The organism is Streptomyces rugosispiralis (genome assembly GCF_024505145.1).
Classification (GTDB): Bacteria; Actinomycetota; Actinomycetes; order Streptomycetales; family Streptomycetaceae; genus Streptomyces; species Streptomyces rugosispiralis.
On the sequence record NZ_JANIAA010000003.1, the window covers coordinates 312,200 to 338,995 of the forward strand.

The following is a 26,796-nucleotide window of genomic DNA, read 5'->3' on the forward strand; positions in this document are numbered from 1 at the left end:
GTGGCGGAGACCCGGCTCCCGGCCGAGGGGGCGACGACGGCCGGGTGGCGGTGGGAGGTGAGCCGCGACCCGCACGAGGCGCACGCGCTGCTGTGCGCGTGCGACGCCCACCAGGCGGCGGCCTCCGGCACCCCCGCGCCCCGGCGCCGCCCGGAGACCACCGAGGCCCGGGTGCGGTCCGGCTCGGTGCGGCTGCTGCGCCACGGCGCACACGCCGCCGGGATGTTCACCCTGACCTGGGACCGGCCGTTCACCGTGGCCGAGGGGGTGTATCCGCACGCGGACCGGCCGATCCACCTCTCCCGGCTGGCCGTGGCGCCCGAGTGGCTCGCGGAGGGCTCGCTGGTGGGGCTGCGCTGCGTACGCCACGCCATCGAGGAGGCGGCGCGGGCCGGTGCGGACGCGCTGCGCTCGGAGGCCAATCCGGAGCTGCGGGAGACCCGGTCGCTGCTGGACATCCTGGGGTTTCGGCAGTACGGGCCCACGCTCGGCGAAGCGGGCGGCAGCCGCCGCGTCCACCTGCAGAAGACGCTCCGCACGGCGGCTTCCGGCCCGGACCGGGAGGGCTGATGGGCGCGACGATACGGCGGGAGAGGGTCGGCACCACCGCGGGCCACCGCGGCCAGGGGCCGACCGAGGTGGACGCCTACACCCTGGACACCGGCGAGGGCCTGGCCGTGGTGGTGTGGACGTACGGGGCGCAGCTCGTGGAGGTCCTGGTCCCCGACCGGGAAGGCCGCACCGGCAATGTGGTGGTGCGCCTCCCGGACCTCGACAGCTATCAGGACCGGGCGGCCAATCCGTATGTCGGCTCCACCGTGGGCCGCTACTGCCGGTGCGTGGCGGGCGGCCGGTTCCGGCTCGACGGCGCCGAACACCACCTCGACCGCAACGACGGCGACCACCACATCCACGGCGGGGCCCTCGGCTTCGACCGGTATGTGTGGCAGGCGGAGGCGGAGCGCTCGGACGGTGTGCTCTCGCTGCGGCTGCGCCTGGACAGCCCGGACGGCGACCAGGGCTACCCGGGCGCGCTGTCCACCGAGGTGCTCTACCAGGTCTCCCGCGAGGGAACGTTGACCCTCGAGTACCGGGCCACGACCACCGCGAGCACCATCGTGGGGCTCACCAACCACGCCTACTGGAACCTGGCCGGCGCCGGACGGATCGACGGCCATCTGCTCGCGCTCAACGCCACCCGGGCGGTGGTCTTCGACGGCGAGCTGATCCCCCTCCCGGGGCCGCCCGCGGACCTCACCGGAGGCCCGCTTGACCACCGCGAGCCCAAACCGATCGGCGGCCGGCGGCTGGACAACTGCTTCGTCCTGGACGGCCCGGACTGGGCGGCGCGGCTGCACGACCCCGCCTCGGGGCGCACCATGCGCGTGGTCACCGACCAGCCCGCGGTGGGGGTGTACTCGGCCGACGGCTTCGCGGGGCGGCGGCGCTCCGGCATCTGTCTGGAGGCCGGCCCGCTGCCGGACGCGCCCAACCGCGCCGACTACCCCCCGGTGCGTCTCGACCCCGGCGAGACCTACCGCCATCGCACCGTTCATCACTTCTCGGCCCACTGAGCCGACGCCCGCCCAAAGGGCCCGATCCACAGGAGGTATCACGTACATGGACCCACTCATGGCTTCCGTGGCGGAGGCCGTGCGGCGCCGCGCGGAAACGCCGCCACCGGCCACCACCGACCTGGACCCGGACGCCGAGCTGTCGTCCCTCGGGGTGAGCTCGCTCGGGGTGGCGGGACTCATCGTGGACCTGGAGGAGACCCTCACCTTCCGGTTCCCCGACGACGCGGTCACCCCCGAGGTGTTCCGCACCATCCGCACCCTCACCGACACGGTCCGCACGCTGTGCGCGCCACAGGCCGGCTGACCATGCGGATCCACGGAGACGCCGTCCGGGTGGGCGTCCACTCGGGCCAGCAGTACCCGGCCTTCGCCGAGGCGCTGGAGCTGTGGCAGACGGCCGAGGAGCTCGGATACGACTGGGTGTCCCTCTTCGACCACTTCCGCCCGCCCATGGGCGGCCCGGCGGGGCCGTGCTTCGAGGGCATGTCGCTGCTCGCGGCGCTCGCCGCACGCACCAGCCGGATCCGCTGCGCCGTGCTCGTCTCGGCGGTCACCTGGCGGCATCCGGCGCTGGCGGCCGCCACCGCGGCCACCATCGACCATGTCTCGGACGGGCGTCTGGAGTTCGGGATGGGCGCGGCCGGTGCGGATCTGGCCTACGGCCAGTACGGCATCGACTTCCCCGGTGCCGGGACCCGGCTGGACATGCTGGACGAGGCATGCCAGGTGCTCCGGGCGCTGTGGGCCGGTGGACCGGCCACCTTCGCTGGGAAGCACTTCCAACTGGCGGACGCCCATCTGGCGCCGCGCCCCCTCCAGCAGCGGCTGCCGTTGGTCATCGGTGGCGAGGGCGAGCGGCGGATGCTGCGGATCGTGGCGGAACACGCCGACATCTGGAACACCCTCGCCGGAACCCCGGACACCTACCGCCGCAAGGTTCGGAAGCTGGCCGAACACGCCGCCGCCGTGGGCCGCGACCCCGGGACCATCCGCCAGTCGGTGACGTTCCGGGCGATCCTCGCCGAGGACGAGCGGCAGGCGCTGGAGCGCAAGGAGCGGCTGCTGGAGCGGGTGGGCCCCGATTCGCCGGTGTGGCCGGAGTATCTGGTCTTCGGCACGCCCGAGCAGTGCGTGGAGCGGCTGCGGCCCTATCTGGAGCTGGGCGTCCGCGACTTCCTGCTCGGCGCCCGCCCACCGGTCGACTGGCAGACCCTCGAGCTCTTCGCCCGGCATGTCGCCCCGGAGCTGCGCGCCCACCCGGCCGGCTGAGCGACCGGCCCCCATCCCCCTTCCCCTCATCCGCCCTTCCCCCCATCCCCCCTTCCCGCACCTTCCCCCACACCGCGGCCCACGGAGGCTCACCATGGCGAACTACTACTACAGCGACGGCTTCGCGGCCTTCTTCGACAGCCGGTACACGGGGTGGGTCCACACCTTCTCGCCCCGGCTCGCCGAACACCTCGACCGGCAGGGGCTGCCGGAGCGCTCGGTGATCGACCTGTGTTGCGGCACGGGCGTCACGGCGTCGGTCTTCCTCGCGGCGGGCTGGCGGTCCACCGGCGTGGACGGATCGAGCGCCATGCTGGACATCGCGCGCAAGAAGCTCGCCCCCGCCGTGGAGAACGACACGCTCACGCTGATCGAGGCCGACGCCCGGAGCTTCCGCACCCCGCGCCGGGCCGCCGCCTGCGTGAGCCTGGACGGGGCGCTCAACCACCTGGGCTCGGTGGCGGAGCTGACCCAGTGCTTCACCTCGGTGCACGACGCGCTCCTCCCCGGCGGGGAGTTCGTCTTCGACCTCTACGCCGGATCGCACTTCCGCCACTGGAACAACATCACGCTGACCGACGACGACGAGGCGGTCATCGTCAAGCGCGGCGTCTGGGACGACGGCACCCGGACGGGAATGCTGCGCGTCTCGGGCGTCTTCGGCAGCGGGATGTCCGCCCAGCGGGTGGACCAGACGCTGCGCAGCTGGGAGTACGACGACGCCGAGGTGGCCGGGGCGCTGGAGTCGGCCGGCCTCGTCCCGGCCGAGCACGACTTCGAGCAGCGTTACGTCAAATGCGACTCGGGCTCGTGCTCCCTGACCCCCGTCCCCTGCCGCACCATCTACCGCGCCCGCAAGCCCCTCGAGCAGAAGTGATCGGCCGCCGGCACACCCCCTCACCACACAAGGAGCAGTGATGACGACAACACCGCACTTCACCCCCACTCCTGCGACCACTCCGAGCACCGATTCCCTGTTCTCCGCGTCCGTGGCGGTCTCCGCGCTGTCGGCCGCCGTGGAACTCGGGCTGCTCGACGACCTCAAGGACCGCGGGGAGATCCGGTTCGACGGCCGTCAGGAGGGCCAGGACCGGATCGACCCCGCCGTGCTCCGCGGCATCCTGCTGCCCCTGGAGTGGGCCGGGATCGTCGTGCTGGACGACCATTCCGCCCGCCCGGGGCCGGGCTTCGAGGCGGCCTACCTCGACCGCGGCTACTTCTACTGGATTGCCGGTGGCAACGGCGAGCTGACCAGCCGGGCGCCGCATGTCGCGCTGGAGCGGAACCGGCACGGCGAGTTCTACCACCGGGACATGCGGGCCGTCGCGGTGAGTTCCCGGATGATCGGCGATGTCGAGGTCGAGCTGCGCTTCGACAAGATCCTCGCAGACCAGCCGCCCCGTGCGGTGTGCGACCTGGGCTGCGGCTCCGGCCAGCGGCTCATCCGCATCGCGGGAAACCACCCCGGTGTGCGTGGCGTGGGAGTGGACATCGCGCCCGCGGCCGTGGAGCTGACCGGGGCCTCCGTGGCCGAGGCCGGCCTCGCGGACCGGATCTCGGTGCACCACGGCGATGTGCACGCGCTGCCCCAGCTGCCGGAGTTCGCCGGGATCGACGTGGTCACCTGCGTGTTCATGGGGCATGACTTCTGGCCGTACGAGAAGTGCGTGACGGTGCTGCGCAGGATCCGCGAGGTCTTCCCCGATGTGGAGCGGTTCCTGCTGTGCGATGTGGTGCGCAGCGAGGTGGCGCCGGGTCCGCACACGCCGATCTTCACCCTGGGCTTCGAGTTCGCCCACGCGCTGATGGGGGTGACGCTGCCGACGCGTTCGGACTGGATGACCGCGTTCGACGCCTCGGGCTGGGAGTGCGAGGCGGTCCAGGAGTTCAACCGGCCGCCCGGCGGTTTGCTCTTCGAGCTGCGCCCGAGCAACTGAGCACGGCCGCGTGGCGGGGCGCTCCGCCCCTGGCCCCCCGGGGTCCGGGGGCGGAGCCCCAGTTGGGAAGAGGCGCGGAGGGGAAAGCCGGACACCCCGTAGAGCTGCGACGAAAGCGCCGCTCGCCTCCCGGAAGGGGGCGAGCGGCGCTTTCGTCCGTCGGGACGGGTCAGCCGATGTCAACGCCAGGCGCGGCCCGACACTCCGCTCAGATTCCAGCCGTCCGCCTTGTCGAGGTGGCGCAGCGCGGGCGGCATCTCGGCGCCGGTGGCCCGGACCATCAGGCTGGGGAGGTACATATCGCGGGTGAACAGGCCCGTGGGCGCGTCGAGTTCGGCGCCGAGCGAACGCAGCGCCGCCACCCGTACCGCGGACAGATCGCGGGTCCACATCAGCACCTCGGCGCCCGGCAGCCACGCCAGGGCGGCCTCCACCAGGTCCGCGAACACCTCGTCGGAGGTGGCCTCGCAGTCCACGATGGTCGTCGGGGTCTCGCCGTCGTCGGTGTCGACGCCCGAGCGGTGCCCGATGAGATGGCCCTCGATGGGGCCGTCACCGGCGACCAGATGGAAGTAGCGCGCCAGCGGGTTGGCGGCGCGCCAGCGGAAGTACGCGGCGTCCCGCGCCGGGCGCGGGCCTTCGCCGCCCGGCAGCCGGGCCACCAGCCCCGCCATCGCCTCCGCGGCCACGGCGGGCAGCGGACGCAGTGTGCGACCGGACCTGGCCCCCCGCGTGACGGGCAGCTCATGCCACGGCCGGTCGGCCACCAGTGGCCTCGCGCGCTTGACCACCGCTTGTGCCCAGGGTCCGATCGGGCGCCACCCGTTCATCAGCATGGCGGGGCCGGCCCCCTGGTCGCCGAAGTCCAGCAGCCAGGGCACCCCGTCGGCGCGCAGCCGTGCCACCACCTCGTCGGTGAGCATCCGGAACAGCGGACTGCCCTGGTGGCGGGGGGCGACCACGGTGTCGGTCAGGCAGGGCAGCATGAACCGCTCCCCCGCCACCTCCCAGCACGCGCCGAAGACCCCCACCATGCCGACCAGTTCGTCCCCCTCGCGGGCGAGGGTGACATAGCGGTCGTCGAGGTGGGGGTTGGTGGCGTACTTCCAGTCCATATAGGCCAGGTTGGCGCGGCGTCCGCCGCGCCACAGCGAGTCCTGGAAGTCCGCGATCTCCAGTCGGTCCCGGGCCGCGCAGCCCGTGAAGGAGAACTCGGTCACGCGCCGCCACCGCCGCCGGGGACGGCCTCGTCGGCGGTGAAGCGCTGCTGGAGGGCGCGCAGGTCGGTCTTGCCGTTGGCGTTGACGGGCAGTGACTCCAGCGCGAGCCAGCGGGTGGGCAGCATGTACCCGGGCACCTTGCTCCCGAGGCGGGCCTTCACCTGTGCCGTGGTCAGCGAGACCCCGGCGGCGAGGGTGTAGGCCGCGCAGATCAGCGGCGCTCCGGTGCGGCTCGGCGCCGCCACCACCGCCGCGGCGGCGATCTCCGGCAGTGCGTGCAGCTCGGTCATCACCTCGTCCAGCTCCACGCGGTAGCCGTTGACCTTGACCTGGCGGTCGGCGCGGCCGTGGAAGCGCAGCAGCCCGTCCGCGTCCCGGCTGCCGAGGTCGCCGGTGCGGTACGCGCGCCGCCCGGAGCCGGGGGGAAGCTCGATGAAGGAAGTCGCGGTGCGCTCGGGGTCCCGCCAGTACCCCGGGCTGACCCCCGCGCCGCCGATCACCATCTCGCCCACCTCACCGGGGGCGACCGGGCGCAGCTGGTCGTCGACGGGCTCCAGCCACTCGCCGGGGATGGCCCGGCCGACCGGAAGCGCCTCGTCGGGCAGTTCGGTCAGGGTGTGGAAGGAGCTGGCGATGGTGGTTTCGGTGGTGCCGTAGAACCCGGTGAAGGTGACATGGGGCAGCCGCCGCATCCAGTACTCCACATCCGTGGGCGGGAACACCTCACCGCCCCACAACACCCGGCGCAGCTGCGGGAAGTCGTCCTTCTCCACCACCTCGTGGCGTGCCATCGCGCTGAGCACGGACGGCACCGAAAGCCACTGGGTGAGCCGTGCGTCGCGGATGAACTGGGCCAGCGTGGTGGGCAGCAGGCTCGCCTCCGGCGGGACCAGATGCAGCTCGGCCCCGCAGATCAGCGGCCCGTACACATCCCACAGCGATCCGTCGAAGTGCAGTTGGAGATGGCAGGAGATCCGGTCGTCGGACCTGAGCCCGAAGTGTTCATTGGCCCAGGTCACGAAGTGGATGATGGCGGTGTGGGTGAGCGGTACGCCCTTGGGCTCCCCCGCCGAGCCGGAGGTGAACAGCACATACGCCACATCGGATGCGCCACCGACCGGCTCGGGCGCGCTCGTGGGCGCCGAGGCGACATCGGCCGCGGTGACCGTGGGCAGGGAGCCCGTGGGCAGGGAGCCCGTGGCGTCGCCCTCGGGCAGGCACAGGCCCACCACCGCGCCGGGCCCCGCGGCGGCCGAGACCTCGGTGGCCAGTGGGGTCCGCTGCCGGTCGGCGAGGATCCGGCACGGCCCGGTCTGATTGACGATGGACACCAGCCGGTCCGCGGGCGACGCCGTGTCCAGTGGCACACAGACGCCACCGGCCTTGAGCACACCGAGCAGGTACACCACCGCGTCCGGGCCCTTGGGCGCCAGTACGCACACCCGGTCGTCCGGGCGCAGCCCGCCGGTGCGCAGGGCGTTCGCCAGCCGGCCGGCCCGCTCGTCCAGCTCCCGATAGGTCAGCCGCGTCGGGCCGAACACGACCGCGTCCGCGTCCGGTGTTCGCGTGGCCTGTGCGCTCACAAGCCCATCAAGACGGGTCATCCGTTTTCTCTTCCTGTATCAGAGCCGTGTCAGAGCCGTGTCGAGCCGGGTCAGAGCTTGTCGATGTGCACCCGGACCGCGGTGCCGTCGCCGATGACGCCCTCATGACCGGCGTCCGCGAGGGGGCCGTACGTCAGGCGCCCGGCCAGGGTCTCGGCCGTCAGCAGCGCGTCATGGGCCCGGATCCGCGCCGCCACCGCCTCGGGCAGCTCGACGCTCAGCGCGATGCGGTCGGACACCTCGAGGTCGGCCGCGCGGCGTGCCTGCTGCACCACGCGCACCAGGTCGCGTGCCGCGCCCTCGGCCGCCAGCTCCTCGGTCACCTCGACATCGAGCACGATCAGCCCCGCGCCGCCGGGCAGCGCGGCGACGGCGCCCGGTCCGTCGGCGGCGAGCCGCAACTCGTACTCCCCGGCCAGGAGTTCCCGCCCCGCCGCCACGACGTTTCCGTCCTCGTCCGTGGTCCAGTCGTCGGTGGCCGCGGCGCGGATGACCTCCTGCACCGCCCCGCCGAGGCGGGGGCCGCATTTGCGGGGGTCGACGGTCAGCCGCAGCCGGCCGTGGGCGGAGACATCGGTGGTGAGCGCCACGTCCTTGACGTTGAGCTGGTCGCGGAGCAGCCCGGTGTAGGGCTCAAGCGCGGGGGCGTCGGGGTCCGCGATCACCAGCCGCGCCAGCGGCAGCCGCAGCCGCAGCCGGTGGCTCTTGCGCTGGCCGAGCGCGGTCGAGGCGACCTCGCGCACCCGGTCCATCACCCGCACCAGCTCCGGGTCGGACGGCAGTTCCTCCGCCGCGGGCCAGGTGGTCAGGTGCACCGACCGGCCGCCGGTCAGCCCGCGCCAGATCCGCTCGGTGACGAGCGGCAGCAGCGGCGCCATCAGCCGGCACAGCACTTCGAGCGCGGTGTGCAGAGTGTCCACGGCCGCGCGGTCCCCGGCGGTGAACCGGTCACGGGAGCAGCGGATGTACCAGTTGGTCAGCACATCGAGGTGGTCCCGGAGTGCGGAGCAGGCGCGCGAGAGGTCGTAGTCGTCCATCGCGCGGGTGGTCAGTTCGACCAGGTCACGGGTCTTGGCCAGCAGATAGCGGTCCAGCGGATGGCCTGCGTCGGTGCGGACTTCGCCCTCGGTGTCGCCCGCGTACAGGGTCAGGAAGTGCCAGGCGTTCCACAGCGGCAGCAGCACCTGGCGCAGGGCCTCCCTGCTGCCGGCCTCGGTGACCTCCAGGTCACGGGCGCGCAGCAGAGGCGAGCTCATCAGGAACCAGCGCATGGCGTCGGAGCCGTCGCGGGCGAAGACGTCGTTGACATCGAGGTAGTTGTTGCGCGCCTTGGACATGGCCTGTCCGTCGTGGCCGAGCACCACACCGAGGACGGTGCAGTTGGCGAAGGCCGGGCGGTCGAACAGCGCCGTCGACATGACGTGCATGTTGTAGAACCAGCCCCGGGTCTGGGCGTAGTACTCGACCACGAAGTCGCCCGGGGAGTGGCGCTCGAACCACTCGGCGTTCTCGAACGGATAGTGCACCTGCGCGAACGGCATGGAGCCGGTCTCGAACCAGCAGTCCAGCACCTCGGGCACCCTTCGCATCACCGACCGGCCCGACGGGTCGTCGGGGTTGGGGCGGGTCAGCTCGTCGATGTACGGACGGTGCAGATCGCCTGGACGTACGCCGAAGTCGCGCTCGAGCTCGTCCAGGGAGCCGTACACATCGACCCGGGGGTGGGCCGGGTCGTCCGACACCCACACCGGGATGGGGGCGCCCCAGTAGCGGTTTCGGGAGATGTTCCAGTCCTTGGCGCCGCCCACCCAGTTGCCGAACTGTCCGTCCCGCACATGCTCGGGGGTCCAGCTGATCCGCTCGTTGAGTTCGAGCATCCGGGCGCGGATCCGGGTGACGGCGACGAACCAGGTGGCGATGGCGTGTTGCAGCAGCTGGGTGCCGCAGCGCCAGCAGTGCGGCCGGGAGCGGGTGTGCGGCCGGGAGCCCAGCAGCGCGCCGCTCGCCTCCAGCAGGCCGAGCACGGTCTCGGCGGACTCCAGCACCGGGGCTCCGGCGCACGGCGGCACCTCGTCGGTGTAGCGGCCGCCGGAGTCGACCGGGTAGGTCCGGCCGATGCCCGCCTCGGTGGCGAGGGCGTGGTCCCGCTCGTCGAAACACGGGGTGACGGCCATGGCGCCGGTGCCCTCGGCGGTGTCCACGAAGCGTTCCGCCACCACGACATGGCTGTCGCCGGCGGTGGCGGAGAAGTCGAACAGCGGGGTGTACCGGCGGCCCGCCAGCTCGGCGCCGCGGTGCCGGGCGACCACGGGTCCGCCGCCCACCAGATCGGCATGGGCGTCGAGCCGGTCGGCCGCCACCACCAGCCGCCGCCCGCCGCTCTCCACCACGGCGTACTCGGCGTCGGGGTGCACCGCCACCGCCGTGGCGCCCGGCAGCGCCCAGGGCTGCTCGGACTCCACCAGCAGCAGCTCGCCGCCGTCCAGCGGCACGCCCACGACCGCGGTGGTGCCCGGCACCTCGCGATGGGTGTCGCTGCCGTCGATACGGCCGCTGCTCTCGGCGTTGGCCAGCGGGGTCTCGCAGTGCGCGCAATACCAGGAAACCGAATGTCCCTGGTAGATCAGTCCCTTGTCCCACATGGTCTTGAACGCCCACATGACGCTCTCCATGTAGTCGAGGTCATGGGTTTTGACGGATTCGTCGAAGTCGACCCAGCGGGCCTGCCGATTGACGTAGTCGCGCCATTCGCCGGTATAGCGCATCACCGTCGTACGGCACACCTCGTTGAACCGCTCGACGCCTATGCGCTCGATATCGGACTTGGCGGTGATGCCGAGTTGCTTTTCCGCGTCGAGTTCCGCGGGCAGCCCGTGCGAGGTCCAGCCGAAGCGCCGTTCGACCCTGCGGCCGCGCATGGTCTGATAGCGCGGCACCACGTCCTTCGCGTAGCCGGCCAGCAGATGCCCGTAGTGCGGCAGGCCATTGGCGAACGGCGGCCCGTCGTAGAACACGAATTCTTCGGCGTTTTCGGCTTTCCGCGCTGCCACGGTCTCCTGGAAGATGTGGTTCTTCTCCCAGTAGTCCAGGATGTCGAGTTCGACCTCGGGAAAATGTGGTCTCGCGGGTACGCCATCGGCCCCGGCCATCGGATATGCCATCGCTCAGTAAACCTCGCAGGGTCGGCCCGCAGTGCAGTGAGGGCCGACTCTAACGAGGGGCTGGGCAGCGTCCGGTAATCGTGGAAACATCGCCGTACGTGCCGCCGTGGCCGCGCGATTACCCGGCGATTCCTGGATCCTCCGCGTCGCGGACCAGGAGTGCGATCTGCACCCGGTTCTCCACCGCCAGCTTGGCGAACAGATTGCTGATGTGCGCCTTGACGGTCGCGACGCTGATGTGCAGCCGCTCGGCGATCTCCGGGTTGCCCAGCCCGTCCGCGACGGCCCGAGCGGTGTCGAGTTCTCGTTCGGTCAGGGTGGACAGCTGCTTCCGCGCGGCTTCGCGGGACGAGTCGCGGGCCGTGGCGGACTGTGGCCCGGTGGCCGCGGCGATCACCCGTGCCGTGGCCACCGGGGACAGCACGGGGTTCCCTTCCGCGACGGTCCGCACCGCGTCGATGATCCGCGCCGGCGGGGTGTCCTTGAGGACGAACCCGAGCGCTCCGGCGCGCAGTGAGCCGAGCACCAGATCGTCGGAGTCGAAGGTGGTCAGCATGAGCACCCGGGGCGGGGCCGGTCGGGTGAGGAGTTCCCGGGTCGCGCTGAGACCGTCACGGCCGGGCATCCGCACGTCCATCAGCACGACGTCCGGCCGCTGCTCGTCGACCGCGGTGATCGCGGCGTCCCCGTCGGCCGCCTCCGCGACGATGCTCAGGTCCGGTTCGACCTCGAGGACGAGTCGCAGCGCCATCCGCACCAGTTGGTCGTCGTCGACGATGACGATGCGCACCGGCTCCCGCTCGGTATCCACTCATGCTCTCTTTCCGTGGGTGGGGTTCGGCCAGGGCAGTCGCGCGGTGAGGAGGTATCCGTGGCCGGTTGTGGGGTGGTGGTCGAGTTCTCCGCCGGCGAGGGTGACGCGTTCGCCGAGGCCGAGCAGACCGAATCCCGACGCCGGTGGTGGCGAGGTCGCCCTGGCGGCCGGGGAGTTGCGGACGCTGACGTCGAGTGTGCCGCCCGCGGTTCCTTCGAGGGTGATGTGCACATGCGCGCCCGGGGCGTGTTTGGCGGCGTTGGTCAGCCCTTCCTGGACGATCCGGTAGCAGGTGCGTCCGACGACGTCGGACGGTGTGCCCGTCACGGTGGTGGTGAGCGTGACGTCCAGTCCGGATGTGCGCGCGTCGGCCACCAGGTCGGGGATTCGGTCGAGGGAGGGTTGCGGTGGTTCCGGGCGGCCCGGGTCGGCCCGGAGCACCCCGAGCACGTCCCGTAGTTCTTCCAGGGCTTGGTGGGAGCCATCGGCGATGGAGCGGACCAGCACCCGGTTCTCCTCGGCTGTGAGGTCGCCGCGGTGGTCCAGCACTCCGGCTTGCATGGCGACCAGGGAGATCCGGTGCGCGAGCACGTCGTGCATCTCGCGGGCGATCCGGTTTCGTTCCAGGGCCCGTGCCTGCGCCGCTCGTGCGGTCTGTTCCCGTTCCGCGCTCTCCGCCCGGTCCCGCAAGGTCCGCACCTCGACGCGGCGTGCGCCGATGGCCATGCCCATGGCCACCGCGATGCCCGCGATCAGTACCGGGAAGACGAGTTGGTACCACATCGCGCCGGGCGTGTTCTGGATCGGGTAGATCCCGCCGGCGAGCTGTGACGCGGTCACGAGGGCCAGCGCGACGACCCCGATCTCCACCGGACGGCGACGCGTGGAGATCGAGACCATCGCCAGAAACCCGGCGCCGGAGGCGAGTGCCGACGCGGTCGAGGCGATCACGACCGTCATGGCGACGGCCAGCGGGTACCGCCGCCGCCACACGAGCGCCGTCAGACAGCCCAGAGCCACCAGCGGATCACCGATGAAGAACCACGAGCCCGGTCCGGTCGCCTGCCCCCGCAGCACCACACCGGTGGAGAGCCAGAGGAGCGCGCCCACCGCCGCGGCCGCCACCAGCCGCCAGGTCTGCTGCCACCACCCGAGCCGTGCCGCGACGTCCATGTTCACCTGGTCATTATCGCGACACACTCCGGCAGGGCAGCGGACCGGGGGCTGATGTGCCCTCGACCGGAGTCGTATCACCGCCCCGCCCGTGGTCGAAGGCGATGCGAGCCGCCGGGCCGATGTGCCCGCCGCTCCGCACGGACAGACTCGTTCACATGCCGAGACAACCGAACACCAGGCGGAGAAGCACGATTCGCAGGGGTGGCTATACGGCCCTCGAGGCGGTCGGGATGGTGATCACAGCGCTGGCCGCCCAAGCGGTGATCCGCGGTTTGCTCAACCCGGACTCCGAGCCGCTGTGGGGCATCGTCGACGGGGTCCCCGGCGGCCTTACCGGCCGGCTGGTCCTCCTCGGACTCATCGCGCTGGTCACCGTGGTGCTCGGCGGCTGGGCGCACACGCGCAAGGAACCGGACACCGAACAGGCCGGCGGCCCCGGAAGCGGGCCCCGGCGGTGACGGCCGACCAGGACGGACAGTCCCTGCCGTCTTCCCCGTCCGGGGCGGCACCGGCCGGCTGGAGCGGGCGCTGCGGCTGCGCTACAGCCGACTGCTCGACTGCTCGACGGGGCGGCGGGGCGGCGGGGCGGGCATAGTGCAAGGACCCCTTAGTCCAACACCACCGCGCACTTGTCCATGGGCGGCCGCCCCGCCGCCGTCCCAAGGTGGAGCACTGTTCCCACCAGCGAGGGAGGAGCGGCTCGTTGACCCGTACAGATGAGGGGCGGCCGGAGGAGTGGCGGCCCGGTCGCAGAGCGGTCATGGTCACCACCACACTGGCCGGAATCGGAACGGCCGTCGGCACGGGCGGTGGCACCGCGCATGCCCACGGCGCCGCACCCGTCCGCGCCACCGAGCGCACCCTGCGGTCGAAGCGGCTGGAGGTCCGGGTGGACCCGGAGTTCCCGCGCATCGTCGCGTACACCGACCGCGAGAGCTGCGCGGTGCTGTACGGACAGCGGGAGCCGGTCCGCACGGTGCTCATCGACGGCGTCGAACACACCCCCCGCACCACCGCCGTCACCAGCGGCCCCGACCACATCGGCTACACCCTCGCCTTCGGCGCGGACACCGAGATCGACATCCGCGTCCGGGTCAGCGAATGGCAGGTCGACTGGCGGGTCACCCGGATCGCCGACACCGACGCGCTGCGCGTGGGCACCCTGCGCATCCCCGGCCTCGCGTTCCTCAGCGTCCGCGCCGACCAGCCGGGCGCCACCCTGCTGGCCGCGCGGATCGACCTCGACCAGGCCAAGAGCGGTGACACCGTCGTCCGGCCCACGGCCGACACCCCCACCGACGCCGCCCCCATCGGCTGCGCGTACGCCGTCGTCAGCACCGACCGGCTCGCCGCCGCCGTCGAGACCAACACGGTCTGCGACAAGCCCTCCTCCGCCGCGGGGACCACGTGGGAGAACGGACGGCTGTGGCGGCAGACGGTGCGCGAGGACGGGCAGATCACCGCCCGGCTCGGCTGCGGTGAATGGACCCACCGGGCCGCCACCGCGCCCGTCGGCGCCACCGAACCGCTGCCCTGGGCCACCGTGGTCCTCACCCGGGACCGCAACGGCGACGGCGTGATCGACTGGCAGGACGCCGCCATCGCCTTCCGCGACATCATGGTCAATCCGCTCGGCGCCGACGAGCAGCATCTGCGGGTCGTCCCGCACATCCCGTTCAACTTCGCCAGCCAGGCCACCAACCCGTTCCTCGACACCCTCGACAACGTCAAGCGCATCGCGCTGGCCACCGATGGACTGCGGCAGTTCACCCTGCTCAAGGGCTATCAGTCGGAGGGCCATGACTCCGCCCACCCCGACTACGCGGGCAACTACAACACCCGCGCCGGTGGCCTGGCCGACCTCAACACCCTGCTGCGCTCCGGACGCCACTGGAACAGCGACTTCGCGGTGCACGTCAACGCCACCGAGTCCTATCCGGTGGCCAACGCCTTCTCCGAGACCCTGGTCGACAGACACGACAGGCAGTGGGACTGGCTGGACCAGTCGTACCGCATCGACGCCCGCCGCGACCTGGTCTCCGGCGACATCATCCGGCGCTTCCAGGACCTGCGGAACGACACCGACCCGGCCCTCGCCGGTCTCTACATCGATGTGTTCCGCGAGTCCGGCTGGAACTCCGACCGGCTCCAGCGGGCCCTGCGCGAGCAGGGCTGGCGGGTGGCCACCGAATGGGGCCACGGGCTGGAGCGCTCCTCGCTGTGGTCGCACTGGGCCACCGAGACCGACTACGGCCCGGACAGCTCGCGCGGTGTCAACTCCCGGCTGATCCGCTTCATCCGCAACCACCAGAAGGACGTCTTCGCCGACAAGTGGCCCACCCTGCTCGGCATCCCCCGGATGGGCAACTTCGAGGGCTGGACCGGCAAGACCGACTGGACCGCCTTCCACCGGCTCATCTGGACCCACAGCCTGCCCGCCAAGTACCTCCAGGCGTACCCCATCCGCACCTGGGGCGAGCACGAGATCACCTTCGAGGGGCCGGGCTCCACCTCCGTCACCGACACCGGCGGCGTCCGCCGCATCACCACCGACGGGCGGCTGGTCTACGACGGCGGCGGCTATCTGCTGCCCTGGGAGCCGCGCGAGGCCACCGACCCGGCCAAGCTCTACCACTACAACCCGGCGGGCGGCACCACCCGTTGGCGGCTGCCGCGCGGCTGGTCGGGGCGGCGGTCCGTGGTGCTGTACCGCCTCACCGACCAGGGGCGCGCCGAGCCGGTCACCCTGCCGGTGCGCGACGGCCACATCGGCATCACCGCCCAGCCCGGCGTCCCCTATGTGGTGCTGCGCTCCCCCGCCCCTGCCCAGGCGGCACCCGGCTGGGGCGAGGGCACCCCGCTGTACGACCCCGGTTTCCACTCCGGTTCGCTGCGCGGCTGGCAGACCACCGGCCCGGCCGCCGTCGAACGCGGCGCGCCGGGCGACTACGAACTGGTCATCGGCGAGGGCGCGGCCGCCACCGTCGGCCAGCGCCTCGGCCGGCTGGCCCCCGGCGGTTATGTGGCCTCCGTACAGGTGGAGGTGGGGGCGGCGGCCGGTGAGCGGCGCCGGGCCGCGCTGCGGGTGCACACCGCCGACGGCGTCACCGCGGAGAACTGGACCGAGACCTCGACCGCCGTCAACCACATGGCGGCCGACCGCAAACACGGCACCCGCTTCCAGCGGATGTTCACCCACTTCACCGTCCCCGAGGGCGGCGGCCCCGTCACCCTCACCCTCGCCGTGGCGGCGGGCCGGGCCCGGGTCCGCTTCGACCGGCTGCGGGTGGTGCGGGCCCGGCGGACCACGAAGCCCGGCGCGCTGGTGTACGAGGACTTCGAGCGGGTGCCCCAGGGCTGGGGCCCGTTCGTCAAGGGCGACGCGGGCGGGGTGACCGACCCCCGGACCCATATCGCCCAGCGGCACGCCCCGTACACCCAGGCCGGCTGGAACGGCAAGGTGATCGACGACGTGCTCGAAGGCGGCCAGTCGCTGAAGTCACGCGGCGAGAACCAGGGGCTCGTCTATCGCACCGTGCCGCACACCGCACGCTTCCGCCCCGGGCGGCGCTACCGGGTGACCCTGACCTACGCCAACGAGGCGGCCGGTCAGTACGCGTGGGTCACGGCCGTGGACGAGCCCGGGACGCGCGAGCTGGAGCGCACCCCGCTGCCCGCCGCCACCGGGCGGGCCACGCACGGCTACACCGTCACCGCGCCCGCGGACGGCGAGCTGTGGGTGGGGCTGCGGAAGACCGGTGACAGCGGGACCGCGGAGTTCACGCTCGACTCCTTCACCGTGGAGGAACTGGACTGACCCCGCGGCGGGCACGGGCCGACGCACCCACTCGTCCCGTTCCCCGCGGCCCCCACTTCCGGTTACCCGTCCGTCCACCCCGCCGCACGGCCCCCGCTCGCCCCCTGGCGAGCGGGCGGTCCGTGGACAAGGATCGGCGGGTGCGGGGACGCAGCCGACCGGAGGGGACCGCGGATGTATCACACCTGGATGCGGTACTTCACGCCCAGCCCGGCCCATCACCGGCTCGGCCTGGTGTGTCTGGGTGTCGGACTCCAGCACGGCGCCCTGCCCGTCGTCGGCCCGCGCGTCCTGGACCACCATGTGGCGGTGGTCATCAGCGCGGGCCGCGGCTGGTTCCGCGGCGCGGACGGCCGCCGCCGTACCGTCACCGCGCCCGCGCTGCTCTGGCTCACCCCCGGTGTCACCCACCACTACGCCCCGGACCCGGTCACCGGATGGGACGAGGCGTTCGTCGACTTCACCGGACCGGCCACCGCCGCATACGCCGATCTGGGCTATATCGACCCGGACCGTCCGGTGGTCGCGCTCACCGACACCGCCACCGCCCGTACGGCCATCGGCCGGATCGTCCGCGCCGCGCGCCAGGGCAATCCGTTCCTGGAGGTCGAGACGGCCGCCGCCGTCCATGAACTCCTCGTCGCCCTGCGCCACGTGCGCGCCGGGACCGGCTCGGGGGGACATCCGGTGCTCCAGGCGCTGGCCCGGGACGCCTTCCAGCCGCTGTCGGTGGCCGAGCACGCCGCCCGGCACGGCATGACACCGGCCGAACTGCGCACCGCGGTACGGCGCGGCGCGGGGTGCAGCCCCAAGGACTACCTCCTCGGGATCCGGCTGGGCCGGGCCAAGGAACTCCTCGTCGGCACCGAACTGCCGGTGGCCGCCATCGCCCGCCGCGTCGGCTACGACGACCCCGCCTACTTCAGCAGGCTGTTCGCCCGCCGCGTGGGCACCGCACCGGTCCGCTTCCGCGAGCAGCAGTGCCGCTCGGTCCCCGGCGGTTTCACCAACCGCGTCCCCGACCCGAGCCGCCCGCCGACGATCCCGCCGTGCGCCCCGGCGGACGACGCACGGCTCGGTGGCGCATGACGTGACAGCGCTTGACGCGGCTTACCCCATTGGGGGGACGTTGGGCCGCGATCCGTCCGACAAAGGGGCACCATGCATGCGAAGCCGGTCATTTCCGGCCGCTCATCCCCAGCAAGGAGTTCCCATGCGTATGCGGACCGCCCTGACCGCCCTCTCCGCGGTTGCCCTCACCGCCGCCTCCCTGGCCGTCGGCGCCACCGGCGCCGTCGCGGAGGACGGCCCCGATGTCACCGTCAACAACGCCAGCAACACGACCTTCCCCGGCGTATGCGCCAGCAACCAGTTCTCCTTCATCACCGTCCCGGTCGGCCTGGGGAGCCAGTCGGACTCCAGCTCGTGCTGACCCCCCGCGCCACGAGCCCGTGAGGAACGGAAACCCCCGGCCGGCGCGGCCGGGGGTTTCCCGTGCCGTAGGCTGGCTGGTGCAGCTGGTTCGCCCCGTCCGCCAGGCGGGACGCGTCGCAAGAGGGAACCCGGTGGGAATCCGGGACTGCCCCGCAGCGGTGAGCGGGAACGACCGCCGTCATACGCACTGGGCCCGATGAGCGGGCCTGGGAAGCGACGGCCAGTAGGTGTCCTCCGAAGGAGGGCGCGCCCGTGAGTCCGAAGACCTGCCATCTGCCCGTGTGCGGACCACCCGTGCGCGGACATCCCGGTGACCTCGAGGGCAGGTCGGCGAACAGGCACCAGACGGACGACCGCGCGCCTGCCGCGCGAGGTCGTGGCGTCCGGTCCGTCACCCTTCGCGCTCTCCTCCCGTCGCCGGGACCTCTCAGGGATTCATCTCGCGAAGGAGATCTCCGTGACCACCAAGTCCGCAGCCGCGGCAGCGCGGGCCACCGTGTACGGCTACCCCCGCCAGGGCCCGAACCGGGAACTGAAGAAGGCGATCGAGGGCTACTGGAAGGGCCGCGTCACCGCCGGCGCGCTGAGGTCCACCGCCGCCGGCCTGCGCCGCGCCAACTGGCTCCAACTGGCCGGGGCGGGCATCCACGAAGTCCCCACGGGCGACTTCTCGTACTACGACCATGTGCTGGACACCACCGTCATGGTCGGCGCCATCCCCGACCGCCACCGGGACGCCGTCGCCGCCGACCCGCTCGACGGGTACTTCGCGATGGCGCGGGGCACACAGGAGGTGGCGCCGCTGGAGATGACCAAGTGGTTCGACACCAACTACCACTATCTGGTGCCGGAGCTGGGTCCGGACACGGTGTTCGCGGCCGACTCCGCCAAGCAGGTCGCGGAGCTGAGGGAGGCCCTGGCCCTCGGGCTGACCGCACGGCCCGTCCTCGTCGGCCCCATCACCTACCTCCTGCTCGCCAAGCCCGCGCCCGGCGCGCCCGCCGACTTCGAGCCGCTCACCCTCCTGGACCGGCTGCTTCCGGTGTACGCCGAGGTCCTGGCCGATCTGCGGGCGGCCGGTGCCGAGTGGGCGCAGCTCGACGAGCCGGCCCTGGTCCAGGACCGCACCCCCGCCGAACTGAAGGCGGCCGGGCGCGCCTACCGCGACCTCGGCGCCCTCACCGACCGCCCGGAGCTGCTGGTCGCCTCGTACTTCGACCGCCTCGGCGAGGCGCTGCCGGTGCTGGCCAAGGCCCCGGTCGAGGGGCTGGCGCTGGACTTCACGGAGGCCGCCGCGGCGAACCTGGACGGACTGGCCGCCGTCGGCGGGCTGCCCCGCAAGCGGCTGGTCGCCGGTGTCGTCAACGGCCGCGATGTCTGGGTCAACGACCTGGAGAGGTCCCTGGCCACGCTCGGCACCCTGCTGGGCCTGGCGGACCGGGTCGATGTGGCCGCCTCCTGCTCACTGCTGCACGTCCCCCTCGACACGGCGGCCGAGCGGGACATCGACCCGCAGATCCTGCGCTGGCTGGCCTTCGCCCGGCAGAAGACCGCGGAGATCGTCACCCTCGCCAAGGGCCTGGCCGGCGGCACCGGCGCGATCACCGCCGAGCTGGCCGCGAACCGTGCCGGCCTCGCCTCCCGCGCCAACTCCCCGATCACCCGCGACCCGGCCGTCCGCGCCCGCGCCGCCGCGGTCACCGAGGCCGACACCCGCCGCTCCCAGCCGTACGCCGAGCGCACCGCGGCCCAGCGCGCCCACCTCCGCCTGCCGCTGCTGCCGACCACCACCATCGGCTCCTTCCCGCAGACCGGCGAACTGCGCACCGCCCGCGCCGACCTGCGCGCGGGCCGGATCGACACGGCCGGGTACGAGGAGCGCGTCAGGGCCGAGATCCGGGAGGTGATCTCCTTCCAGGAGAAGACCGGCCTGGATGTGCTGGTGCACGGCGAGGCCGAGCGCAACGACATGGTCCAGTACTTCGCCGAGCGGCTCACCGGCTTTCTGGCCACCCAGCACGGCTGGGTCCAGTCCTACGGCACCCGTTACGTCCGCCCGCCGATCCTGGCCGGTGACATCTCGCGCCCCGAGCCGATGACCGTGCGCTGGACGGCGTACGCGCAGTCCCTCACCGACCGCCCGGTCAAGGGCATGCTCACCGGGCCGGTGACCATGCTCGCCTGGTCCTTCGTCCGCGACGACCAGCCGCGCGGCGAGACCGCGCGCCAGGTGGCGCTCGCCCTGCGCGACGAGGTGAACGACCTGGAGGCGGCCGGGACCTCGGTCATCCAGGTGGACGAGCCCGCGCTGCGCGAGACCCTGCCGCTGCGCACCGCCGACCGGCCCGCCTATCTGGCCTGGGCGACCGAGGCCTTCCGGCTCACCACCGGCGGTGTACGCCCCGGCACCCAGATCCACACCCATATGTGCTACGCCGAGTTCGGCGACATCGTCCAGGCGATCGACGACCTCGACGCCGATGTCATCAGCCTGGAGGCCGCCCGCTCCCATATGCGGGTGGCCCGCGAGCTCGCCGCCCACGGCTATCCGCGCGAGGCCGGGCCCGGGGTGTACGACATCCACTCCCCGCGGGTGCCCGGCGCGGAGGAGTCGGCCGAGCTGCTGCGGACGGGCCTGAAGGCCATCCCCGCCGAGCGGCTGTGGGTCAACCCCGACTGCGGGCTGAAGACCCGCGGCTGGCCGGAGACCCGCGCCTCACTGGAGAACCTGGTCACCGCGGCCCGTACGGTCCGCGGTGAGCTGCCCGCGTCCTGACCCGGACGCCCGGCCGGGGCCGGGGCGCCACGCGCTCCGGCCCCGGCCCCACGCCGCCGTGGACAGGACCGGTCACGGGCGGGGTACGGCGGGGTGGGGGCCGGTGACGCGCAGCAGGTCCAGCTTGCCCGCGTCGCCGCTTCCGGTCGCCGCCGTGTACGTGACCATGCGCAGATCCGCGCCGGGGACGATGAGCACATCGCAGTCGAGCAGGATGTCGCCGATCTCCGGGTGCCGGATCGTCTTGCGGTCGGAGGTGTGCTGGGCGGCGGTCGTCCGGGTGGCCCAGTGCCGGGCGAAGACCTCGGATTCCGCGCGTAGTTCCCGCACCAGGCGGGCGAGCCGGGTGTCGGCGGGGTAGCGGGAGACGGCGTCCTTGAGGTCGGCCACGATCGAGGTTTCGAAGGTGTCGGGTCCGCGCTCGGGGCGCACGCGGAGCACCGAGTCGTGGCCGACACCGGTGCCGAACAGGGCGCGGGCCAGGTTGCGTTCGGCGGCCGGGAGGACGGCGGGGTCGCCGTGCAGGGCGCTCCACATGGCGTTCCACCACACCAGGGTCCAGTCGGCGGTGAACACCCCGATCGGTACGTCGCCCAGGCGCGCCGCGAGCCGCTGGATGCCCGGGGGCACATGGGCGCTGACCGTCCCGTCCCGTGGCGGCAGCAGCCCGGCGCTCCGGTAGAGCTGGTCGCGTTCGGCGCGGGACAGCTGGAGGGCGCGGGCGAGGGCGCCGACGACCTGGTCCGACGGGTGGTTGGCGCGTCCCTGCTCCAGGCGCAGGATGTAGTCGACGGAGAGTCCGGCCAGCTCGGCGAGCTCCTCGCGGCGCAGACCCGGGGCGCGACGGCTCGGCTTCGGGGCGAAGCCGGCGTCGGCCGGGGCGAGGCGGTCGCGCCAGGCGCGCAGCAGGGCGGCGAAGTCGGAGCGGGAGGAAGCCATGGGGGCATTCTCGCCGCGCGGCGCCGGATGAGCCTGGGTACTGCCAGTCCTAGTGACGGGGACGGCACTGGTCGGCGTGGCCGGGGGCGGCGAACGTGGAGCCGCGGCGCCCGGACCGGGTGCCATCGGCCGACCAGTGAGGGAGCCTTCCATGCCCGCTACGGAACACACCATCGTGATGACGGGCGCGAGCCGCGGGATCGGGCGGGTCGCAGCGGAGCACATCGTGCGCCGGTCGCCCGGCGCGCACCTCCTCGTCGTGGCCCGCGCGTCCTCCGGCGCCCGGCTCGCCGATGAGCTCGCCACGGGCGGGCGCCCGGTCTCGTACGTCCCGGCGGACCTCGGCTCGCTCCGGAGCGTCCGCTCCGCCGCCACCGAGATCCGTGACCGGCTGGAGCGCGGTGATCTGCCACCGCTGCGCGGCTTCGTGGGCAACGCGGGGATGCAGTACACCAACGCGCTGACCGAGTCCCCCGACGGGTACGAGGCCACCTTCGCCATCAACGTGCTGGCCAACCACCTCTTCGTCCGTGCGCTCCAGGACCACTTCGCCGCACCCGCCCGGATCGTGATCACCGTCAGCGACACCCACTTCGGGGACTTCAAGCACAACATGGGCATGGTGCCCGGCCCGGTCTGGAACTCCCCCGATGTCCTGGCCCGTCCGGGCGCCTTCCCCAAACCGTCGAGCACGGCGGGCGGGCGCACCGCGTACTCGACCAGCAAGCTCGCGGCCATCCATCTCGTGCACGAGTACGCGCGGAGGCTTCCGGCCGGGATCGACGCCATCGCGTACAACCCCGGCTTCGTCCCCGGCACCGGTCTCGCCCGCAACGCCGGTCCGCTCTCCCGCTTCGCGATGCGGCGCGTCCTGCCGGTGATGGCCCTCACGCCGTTCGCCACCGGGCGTGGTGCCGCGGGCCGCCACCTCGCCGATGTGGTCCTGGGCACGACCACGGCGCCGACCGGCTCCTACGTCGACCGCGCCCGGGTGGCGCGGTCGTCGGAGGAGTCCTACGACCCGCGGCGCGAGCGCGAACTGTGGGACGCCGTCGAGCGGTTCACCGTGACCCACCTGGCCTGAGCGGCGCGGCGGGCCACTCCGTCATCGCAAACCCCGGAAGGCGTCGCGCAGCTCCCGTACCAGCGGCTCGGGCTGCTCCAGTCCGGGGAAGTGGCCGCCCAGCTCCATCTCGTGCCAGGAGCGCAGATCCGTATAGCGCCGCTCGGCCCAGCGTTCGGCGGTGGGCCATGGCTCGGCCGGGAACAGCGTGCACGCGGTCGGCACGGTCACCGGCCGGGCGTTCTCCTCCTCGGCGCCGCGCGGTGTCCAGCGCAGCGCCTCCCAGTACCAGCGGGCGCTGGACGCTCCCGTCCCGGTGAGCCAGTAGAGGGCGATGCCCTCGGCCTGGCGCTCAAGGCTCACTCCCCCGCCCGCCTCGGCCCGGGTGTCGGCGTAGGCGGCGAACTTCTCGCCCAGCCAGGCGGCCAGTCCGGCGGGCGAGTCGACCAGGGAGTAGCCGAGGGTCTGCGGCCGGGTGCCCATCTGGATGCCGAATCCATAGCCGTCGGCCAGGTGCAGATCGCGCCGCTCGATCATCCGCGCCTCCGCCGGGGTGGCGGTTTCGCGGTCCCGCGGGAGCGGTCCGGCCACCGGCATCGTCAGGTGCAGGCCCGCCACCCGCGAGGGGAAGCGGCGGGCCAGCTCGGTGCTGATGAACGCACCCCAGTCGCCGCCGTGCGCGCCGAAGCGCTCGTAGCCCAGCCGGCTCATCAGCGTCGCCCAGGCGTCGGCCGTCCGCGCGGGATTCCACCCGGTCCGCGCGGGACGGCCGCTGAACCCGAACCCGGGCAGGGAGGGAACGACGACGTCGAAGGCGTCGGCCCGGTCGCCACCGTGGCCGGCCGGATCGGTGAGCGGGCCGATGACCTGCTCGAACTCCAGGACCGACCCGGGCCAGCCATGCGTCAGCAGCAGGGGCATCGCCCCGGGCTCCGGCGACCGTACGTGCCAGAAGGCCAGCTCCAGGCCGTCGATGACGGTGCGGAAGTGGCCGATGGCGTTCCATGCCTTCTCGCGGGCCCGCCAGTCCAGCTCGCGCAACGCCGCGAGGAGCGCCCGCATCCGGTCCAGCGGCACACCTTGGGAGGCGTCCGCCACGGTCTCCGATTCGGGCAGGCGGACCCGTTCCAGTCGCAGGCGCAGGTCTTCGAGGTCGGCGTCGGGAACGGAGATGGCAAAGGGTTCGATGTCGGGCGTCGCTCCGCCCGGTGAAGAAGAAGTCGGCACACCAGGAACGCTAGAAGCGCCCCGGGATCACGGGAATGCGCGCGATTGCCGTCCGCGGATCAGCGATTGCGGTAGGCCGACGGCCGTACGCCCGTATGCCGCAGGAACGCCGTGGACAGTGAGCCGGGGCTGCCGAATCCGCACCGCGTGGCCACTTGCGACACCGACAGCCCACCCGCCCGGAGCAGCCGCTGCGCCTCCTCGATCCGCAGCCGGGTGAGATAGCGGTGGGGCGTCTGGCCCGTGGCGTCCTTGAAGGCCCGGATGAAGTGGTACACGCTGAAGCCGGCCTCGGAGGCCAGGTCCGCCACCGTCAAGGGGCCGCCCAGCCGGTCCCGCATCATCGCCACGGCCTTGTGCACCCAGGGCCCGGTGGCGCCCGGCCGGAGCGCCTTCGGTGGCCGGACGCCGCTGGTGAGCACGTGCACGGCGAGGAACGTCGCCGCGGACTCCGCGTACAGGTCATCGACCTCGCGGGCCGCGCCCAACGACCGGATGGTGTGCTCGACCAGCGGGTCCCCCGAGGCCACCGCCGCGGCCATCCGCTGGTAGTCGACGCGCTCCCCGCCCAGTTGCTCGGCCGTACGGGCGACGGTGACGCGTGGAATGTGCACCTGGAGGGTCCGCAGGGGAACCACGGACCGATAGCGGCGTACCGACGCCACGCCCGGAACCGCCATATCCAGCTGTCCGGGCGTCCAGTGCCGCTGCCGCCAGCGCCCATCGGTACAGATCTCCATGGCCGCGTCGCCCGCGACGGTCAGGACGAGATGCAGGTCGTCGGTGGCGGGCAACGCCACCCGCTCCACGCGGGCGGTGTGGTCGAACCGCTGCAGCAGCAGGGACCGCCAGCCGAGGCTGTCCCAGCTGTTGAAGGTCCGCTCGACATAGGGGTTCGCGTCGAATCCGGCATACGGCTCGAGGTCGAAACCAGGAACGTCACACAACACCGCATCGAGCATAGCCACGACCGTGGCCGGGGAGGTCGGCCCTCAGACGTTCAGATACGGGTAGTCGATGTACCCCTTGTCGGTGCCGCCGTAGTAGGTCGACTGGTCCGGTGTGTTGTACGGCCCGCCCGCGCGCAGCCGGGCCGGAAGGTCGGGGTTGGCGAGGAAGAGCGCCCCGAAGGACAGCATGTCGGCCGTACCGTCCTCGATGAGCGCGAGCTCCTCCGCGGTGGTGAACCCGTCCGTCGCGGGGTTGAGGACGAGTGCTCCGGAGAACTCCTTGCGGAGGATGCCGGTCAGGTCGCGGGAGTCCTCGACCAGGTGCAGATAGGCGGGGCCGGTCTCGTTCAGGCGGCGGATCAGCGGGACGTACGTGGCCTCGAGGTCGGGCTCCTCGATGCCGTTGTAACGGATCCCGGGCGAGATCCGTATCCCGGTGCGCCGCGCTCCGACGGCCGCCGACACGGCCGCGACCACCTCGGCCGCGAACCGGATCCGGCCCTCGGCCGAACCACCCCACTCATCGGTGCGCAGATTGGAGCTGGGGGCCAGGAACTGGTGGATCAAGTAGCCGTAGGCGGCGTGCAGTTCGACCCCGTCGAACCCCGCCTCGATGGCGTTCCGTGCCGCCTGGGCGAAGTCCGCGATCGTCTCCCGCACCTCCTGGGAGGTCAGCTCGCGCGGGGTGGTGAAGTCCTTCATCCCGTCGGCGGTGAACAGCCGGCCGGGTGCGGCGACGGCCGAGGGAGCGACCTGCATCAGCCCGTCGGGCAGCAGCCCGGGGTCACCGACCCTGCCGACGTGCGAGATCTGGGCGAAGACCGCCCCGCCCTCGGCGTGCACCGCGTCGGTGACGCGGCGCCAGGCGGCGATCTGCTCGGCGCTGTGCAGCCCCGGGGTGTGGGGGAAGCCCTGGCCGACCACGGACGGCTGCGACCCCTCGGTGATGATCAGCCCGGCCGTGGCCCGCTGCGCGTAGTACGTGGCCATGGAGTCGGTGGCCGTATTGCCGGGCCCGAAGGCACGGGCGCGCCCCATGGCGGGCATGACCAGGCGATTGCGGAGCCGCAGCCCGGCAAGGTCGATCGGATCGAAGGGTGTGGACACAACGGCTCCCGGGGTCGATGGGACATGGCGGTCGATGGGACACGACAGTCGATGGGGCATGACGGTCGATGGGGCACAACAGTCGGCAACGAGATCATTGGGCGACCAACGATCTCACGGCGAAGCCACCATAACCCATTCATTGGGTGGCCAATGATTGGTCGGCCACGATAGCCTTGCCACCATGACCACAGAGCTCCCGCACAGCGACGCGGACGCCACGGAGGTCGGATACGGCGGCCACGTCAGCCAGACCCTGGCGCGGGTGTCCCGCCTGCACCGGCTCGCCGGGGGCAGGCTGCTGCGCCCGACCGGCCTCTGCTCCGGCCAGGAATTCCTGATGATGACCCTGTGGGACGCGGGATCGGTCCGGCAGTCCGAACTGGCGAGGGCGCTCGACCTGGACCCGTCGACCGTGACCCTGATGCTGCGGCGGCTGGAGCAGGGCGGGCATGTCACCCGCGCCCGCGATCCGCGGGACCGCCGCGTCATGCTCGTCCGGGCCTCGGAGCGGAGCTACGCCCTGCGACCCCAGGTCGCGGCGGCCTGGGCGCGGCTGGAGGAGCACATCCTGGACGGGCTCGACGACGGGGAGCGCGAGGCCTTCGCCAGGATCCTCATGAAGGTCGAGAAGAACCTCGCCGCGGAAGAAGCGCAAGAGGCGGAAGAAGCGGGAGAAGCGGGAGAAGGCGGAGGGGACCCCGAGGACTCCGGGCGCTCCTAGA

The 26,796-nt window shown here is 72.5% G+C and carries 22 protein-coding genes and 1 riboswitch; of the genes, 13 read left to right on the forward strand and 9 right to left on the reverse strand.

Translation table 11 applies throughout. The features are described from left to right. The 6 genes from NP777_RS07850 (at position 1) to NP777_RS07875 (ending at position 4,783) form a co-directional block, all read left to right on the forward strand. On the forward strand, positions 1-570 hold the full coding sequence (locus NP777_RS07850; RefSeq protein WP_256649326.1) for a hypothetical protein: 570 nt from the start codon (positions 1-3) through the stop codon (positions 568-570). Then, positions 570-1,574 (forward strand): aldose epimerase family protein, encoded by a 1,005-nt coding sequence (locus tag NP777_RS07855; protein WP_256649327.1) that lies wholly within the window; start codon positions 570-572, stop codon positions 1,572-1,574. The genes NP777_RS07850 and NP777_RS07855 overlap by 1 nt, the downstream gene beginning before the upstream one ends. Before the next feature lie 46 nt (positions 1,575-1,620). Next, positions 1,621-1,881 (forward strand): phosphopantetheine-binding protein, encoded by a 261-nt coding sequence (locus NP777_RS07860; protein ID WP_256649328.1) that lies wholly within the window; start codon positions 1,621-1,623, stop codon positions 1,879-1,881. Positions 1,882-1,883: 2 nt separating this feature from the next. Next, positions 1,884-2,846, forward strand: a complete 963-nt coding sequence (locus NP777_RS07865; RefSeq protein ID WP_256649329.1) for an LLM class flavin-dependent oxidoreductase — start codon at positions 1,884-1,886, stop codon at positions 2,844-2,846. 94 nt (positions 2,847-2,940) lie between these two features. After that, on the forward strand, positions 2,941-3,723 hold the full coding sequence (locus tag NP777_RS07870; protein WP_256649330.1) for a class I SAM-dependent DNA methyltransferase: 783 nt from the start codon (positions 2,941-2,943) through the stop codon (positions 3,721-3,723). A 40-nt stretch (positions 3,724-3,763) separates the two neighbouring features. After that, positions 3,764-4,783, forward strand: coding sequence for a class I SAM-dependent methyltransferase (locus tag NP777_RS07875; protein ID WP_256649331.1), 1,020 nt, complete (start codon positions 3,764-3,766; stop codon positions 4,781-4,783). 179 nt (positions 4,784-4,962) lie between these two features. On the opposite strand, the gene NP777_RS07880 is transcribed toward NP777_RS07875, so the two are convergent. The 5 genes from NP777_RS07880 to NP777_RS07900 all read right to left on the reverse strand — a co-directional run bounded on the left by NP777_RS07880 (position 4,963) and on the right by NP777_RS07900 (position 12,755). Then, on the reverse strand, positions 4,963-6,003 hold the full coding sequence (locus NP777_RS07880; RefSeq protein WP_256649332.1) for a GNAT family N-acetyltransferase: 1,041 nt from the start codon (positions 6,001-6,003) through the stop codon (positions 4,963-4,965). Continuing rightward, positions 6,000-7,607, reverse strand: a complete 1,608-nt coding sequence (locus tag NP777_RS07885; protein ID WP_256649333.1) for an amino acid adenylation domain-containing protein — start codon at positions 7,605-7,607, stop codon at positions 6,000-6,002. Before NP777_RS07885 ends, NP777_RS07880 begins: the two co-directional genes overlap by 4 nt. 50 nt (positions 7,608-7,657) lie before the next feature. Next, the gene (ileS, locus tag NP777_RS07890; protein ID WP_256649334.1) at positions 7,658-10,768 is read right to left on the reverse strand and encodes an isoleucine--tRNA ligase; all 3,111 of its coding nucleotides are present in this window, start codon (positions 10,766-10,768) and stop codon (positions 7,658-7,660) included. A gap of 118 nt (positions 10,769-10,886) precedes the next feature. After that, positions 10,887-11,579 (reverse strand): response regulator, encoded by a 693-nt coding sequence (locus NP777_RS07895; protein ID WP_256649335.1) that lies wholly within the window; start codon positions 11,577-11,579, stop codon positions 10,887-10,889. Beyond that, a complete protein-coding gene (locus NP777_RS07900; protein WP_305889530.1) occupies positions 11,580-12,755 on the reverse strand; it encodes a sensor histidine kinase in 1,176 nt (391 codons plus the stop codon). It abuts the gene before it with no gap. 233 nt (positions 12,756-12,988) lie between these two features. On the opposite strand from NP777_RS07900, the gene NP777_RS07905 reads away from it, so the two are divergent. From NP777_RS07905 to metE, 5 genes are all read left to right on the forward strand, one after another. Then, entirely contained in the window at positions 12,989-13,216 is a 228-nt protein-coding gene (locus NP777_RS07905; protein ID WP_256649337.1) for a hypothetical protein, read from the forward strand. A gap of 302 nt (positions 13,217-13,518) precedes the next feature. Next, positions 13,519-16,575: an endo-alpha-N-acetylgalactosaminidase family protein gene (locus NP777_RS07910; RefSeq protein WP_256649502.1), complete on the forward strand. Its 3,057-nt coding sequence runs from the start codon at positions 13,519-13,521 to the stop codon at positions 16,573-16,575. Between the two features lie 174 nt (positions 16,576-16,749). Beyond that, positions 16,750-17,664 (forward strand): helix-turn-helix domain-containing protein, encoded by a 915-nt coding sequence (locus NP777_RS07915; RefSeq protein ID WP_256649338.1) that lies wholly within the window; start codon positions 16,750-16,752, stop codon positions 17,662-17,664. Positions 17,665-17,788: 124 nt separating this feature from the next. Then, a complete protein-coding gene (locus NP777_RS07920) occupies positions 17,789-18,007 on the forward strand; it encodes a hypothetical protein (RefSeq protein ID WP_256649339.1) in 219 nt (72 codons plus the stop codon). Positions 18,008-18,076: 69 nt separating this feature from the next. Beyond that, a riboswitch (cobalamin riboswitch) is annotated at positions 18,077-18,297 on the forward strand. Positions 18,298-18,466: 169 nt separating this feature from the next. Next, complete coding sequence (gene metE / locus NP777_RS07925) at positions 18,467-20,785, forward strand: 5-methyltetrahydropteroyltriglutamate--homocysteine S-methyltransferase (RefSeq protein ID WP_256649340.1); 2,319 nt, start codon at positions 18,467-18,469, stop codon at positions 20,783-20,785. A 72-nt stretch (positions 20,786-20,857) separates the two neighbouring features. Here the strand turns inward: metE and NP777_RS07930 are convergent, their stop codons facing one another. Then, positions 20,858-21,724, reverse strand: a complete 867-nt coding sequence (locus tag NP777_RS07930) for a helix-turn-helix transcriptional regulator (RefSeq protein WP_256649341.1) — start codon at positions 21,722-21,724, stop codon at positions 20,858-20,860. Positions 21,725-21,875: 151 nt separating this feature from the next. Here NP777_RS07930 and NP777_RS07935 point away from each other — a divergent pair, with 151 nt between their 5' ends. Beyond that, a complete protein-coding gene (locus NP777_RS07935) occupies positions 21,876-22,808 on the forward strand; it encodes an SDR family NAD(P)-dependent oxidoreductase (RefSeq protein WP_256649342.1) in 933 nt (310 codons plus the stop codon). 21 nt (positions 22,809-22,829) lie between these two features. Here NP777_RS07935 and NP777_RS07940 read toward each other — a convergent pair whose 3' ends face one another. From NP777_RS07940 to NP777_RS07950, 3 genes are read right to left on the reverse strand one after another with little or no spacing between them, the layout of a single operon-like run. Further along, a complete protein-coding gene (locus NP777_RS07940) occupies positions 22,830-24,014 on the reverse strand; it encodes an epoxide hydrolase family protein (RefSeq protein ID WP_256649343.1) in 1,185 nt (394 codons plus the stop codon). A 59-nt stretch (positions 24,015-24,073) separates the two neighbouring features. Beyond that, complete coding sequence (locus NP777_RS07945; RefSeq protein ID WP_256649344.1) at positions 24,074-24,976, reverse strand: AraC family transcriptional regulator; 903 nt, start codon at positions 24,974-24,976, stop codon at positions 24,074-24,076. Positions 24,977-25,006: 30 nt separating this feature from the next. Beyond that, entirely contained in the window at positions 25,007-26,071 is a 1,065-nt protein-coding gene (locus NP777_RS07950; RefSeq protein WP_256649345.1) for an alkene reductase, read from the reverse strand. A 184-nt stretch (positions 26,072-26,255) separates the two neighbouring features. Here NP777_RS07950 and NP777_RS07955 point away from each other — a divergent pair, with 184 nt between their 5' ends. Next, a complete protein-coding gene (locus NP777_RS07955; protein ID WP_256649346.1) occupies positions 26,256-26,795 on the forward strand; it encodes a MarR family winged helix-turn-helix transcriptional regulator in 540 nt (179 codons plus the stop codon). Position 26,796 lies beyond the last annotated feature (1 nt).